At 34.0% G+C, this 2,506-nt stretch carries 2 protein-coding genes; one reads left to right on the top strand and one right to left on the bottom strand.

Annotated elements, in window-relative coordinates; translation table 11 throughout:
• The first annotated feature begins 365 nt into the window (after positions 1-365).
• Entirely contained in the window at positions 366-1,019 is a 654-nt protein-coding gene (locus tag ADJ83_RS17640; protein WP_031540374.1) for a hypothetical protein, read from the top strand.
• Here the strand turns inward: ADJ83_RS17640 and ADJ83_RS17635 are convergent.
• On the bottom strand, positions 982-2,343 hold the full coding sequence (locus ADJ83_RS17635; RefSeq protein WP_048717268.1) for an IS4 family transposase: 1,362 nt from the start codon (positions 2,341-2,343) through the stop codon (positions 982-984). The genes ADJ83_RS17640 and ADJ83_RS17635 overlap by 38 nt on opposite strands.
• Between the last annotated feature and the right edge of the window lie 163 nt (positions 2,344-2,506).

The raw sequence follows: 2,506 nt of genomic DNA, 5'->3' as shown, positions 1-2,506 counted from the left end.
TCGTCTTTAAAGATTAGTTATTTAGTTTTGTCCCAGCTTCTTTTATTCTGACAATAGTGGAAAAAAAGGAAATAAATCTTCTATGACAGGTGAACGTATTTGTAGAAAATGGGAGAAATGAAACTAGAGAAGTGGATTCAGGCTGCGACTCTTAGCAACAAACTTTACAAAACTTAGCCTATTAAATAAAAAAATGGAGTAATTAAAGGGAATTTAAGCGAAAATGTCGAATCAAGTTAATAATTATATTTACGTACACTTATAAGTAAAGCAGTGTATTTAATTGTGAAATTGTGTGTTAAAAGCATTAGATATAACCTTATTGACTGATACAGACCAAGGAATATAAGAAATAGGTGGCCAGTATGATAAAAAAAATATGTAATATTCCGTTTGTGAATAAAAAACAAGTAGTATCTTTTTTTCTGCCTTTTTTCCTTTTAATTCTTTTTATGACATTCATTTTTTATTTTCATTATCAAGATTTAAAAATACATGTTGAAAATGATGGAGAAGAAGTTTTAACTTCATTAAGTAAAAATGTTTCTTTTCAAATGAAATTATGGAAAAGTAATACTTCTAATCAAATTTTACAAAACGTGATCCATTCAACTGATTTTAACAATAAACTTTCAGAGATGCCGGAGAATATATATATATCAATAATAGAAGAAAATGAAGAACAGGCTCCTATAGCAGTTATTTCTCCCCAAGATTTAAAATTGGAAATCAATTATGTTAATACTTTAGCAGATAAAGCAATGGACGTTTACAATAAATCAATTGCATCGCATGATATGCAGCATAGTAGCATATACAGATTAAAGGAAGAGTATTATATGAGTTCCTTTACACCTATTAATGATGAAAATGGACAATTAGTCGGAATTATAGGGATGGACACGAAGATCAATGATCAATTCATTTTTTTTAAGAAGATAATCATTCAAACTGGTTTGTTTATTTTAATAAGTTATTTACTCAACTTTCGCAGAGTGATATCGGCAAATAAGCCTTGATATAATTAGGAAGGCCAGCGATCCACTGTTCAAGTTGACTTTGAATTATTTTTTTGATTTTCTTATTCGTTTGTTTAAGTGCATCTTGAAGAAGCTCGATCAATTGCTGTAATGCGACAGCCCAATCAAGTTCATTTACTTCATCGCATAATTCGTAAAACAGACCACCTATTGTGCGTTGATCGGTATTACAGCGATTCTGCCACGACAGAACGATAAAACGAGAAAACACAATCGTTGTATGGCAAATAAGCGCGTCATATGAACGGCTTTGGAATTCTTTTTCAAGTTTCAAAAGAGATTTGGCCGCCTTAAAGAATACCTCGATATCCCAGCGCATTCCATAGATTCGGACGATCTCCTGTTCTGAAAGAGTGCAGTCTGTGCTGAGGATGGCAAGCCAGTCGCTTTTCTTATTTCTGTTTTGAATGAATACCACTTTAATTGGTGTTCCATTAGCCATGATCGTATGGATGGAACGAAGAATTCCTTTCTTGGATTGAATGGGTCCAGCTAGGCGGTATAGTTGCTTTAAAGAAACCATCTCCCCGTTTACGTTATAACGTTGTTTTGTTTCTTTGACCATACCAATTACGTCTAATCCTTGATCCACAATAGACTTTACAAGTGGTGGCAATGTAAACCAAGAATCCATAAGGACATAACTTGCATCTATCCCATTGGCTAATGCACGTTTAATCATGTCAGGAACTTGTTCAGGCTCAGTTTGTAATGCATTTTCTCGACGCTTGTATCCACAAGTACGTTTATCAATTTTTTCAGAGATACCATTGATTTGAGACTTTTTTGAACTGACTAAAGAAAAGTCAATTGGCATAAATGTATAGCCATCTGACCAGCCCAAAGTGAGCATACGAAACCCCTTAAAGAAACGCATTTTCAGGGAAGCATGATCAAAACAACGAGCGAGAAGCTCTACCTTTTTACTACGATTTCGGTCATACGCAGAATCATCGATAATCAGTACTTTTGGACGCTCTTTATTCGTAAGGCGAGTCACCTTTTGAATAGTAAAAATGCTCAACAGTAGTAAGAAACGGCGCCAATTAAAAGTTGATTGGTTTAAAAAGCGATAGACGGCATCTTTGGCTGGAAACTGATCGGCTTTCTTTGAATCAAGAAGTGAAAACCAATTTTTGTGCTGGAAAATCAAACAGAAAACAAGCTGAAATAAGTAGGAACAGCTGAAACCGAAGGATTTTTTAATTCCTGCTTGGCGCAGGTGTTTATTCATTTCAAGCTCAGAAAAAACCGAATTAAGTTCTTTTGGTAGTTGATTGTTTTGGCTATTTTGGTCTATCATATAGGGAGCACCTCTTCTGTATGGTAGTGTTTTCTCTACAATTACACTATACCAAAGAATGAGGTGTTATTTCATTTTATTAAACACTGTCAAGCAACATATTTAATAGACCATAGACGCAATACAACTAACGATTTGCACTTATTTTTTTGGTGCGAAAGTT

Source organism: Bacillus sp. 522_BSPC, from assembly GCF_001076885.1.
Taxonomy (GTDB): domain Bacteria; phylum Bacillota; class Bacilli; order Bacillales; family Cytobacillaceae; genus Niallia; species Niallia hominis.
Note: the sequence above shows the minus strand (reverse complement) of the source record. Positions and strands in the feature narration are given on the sequence as shown.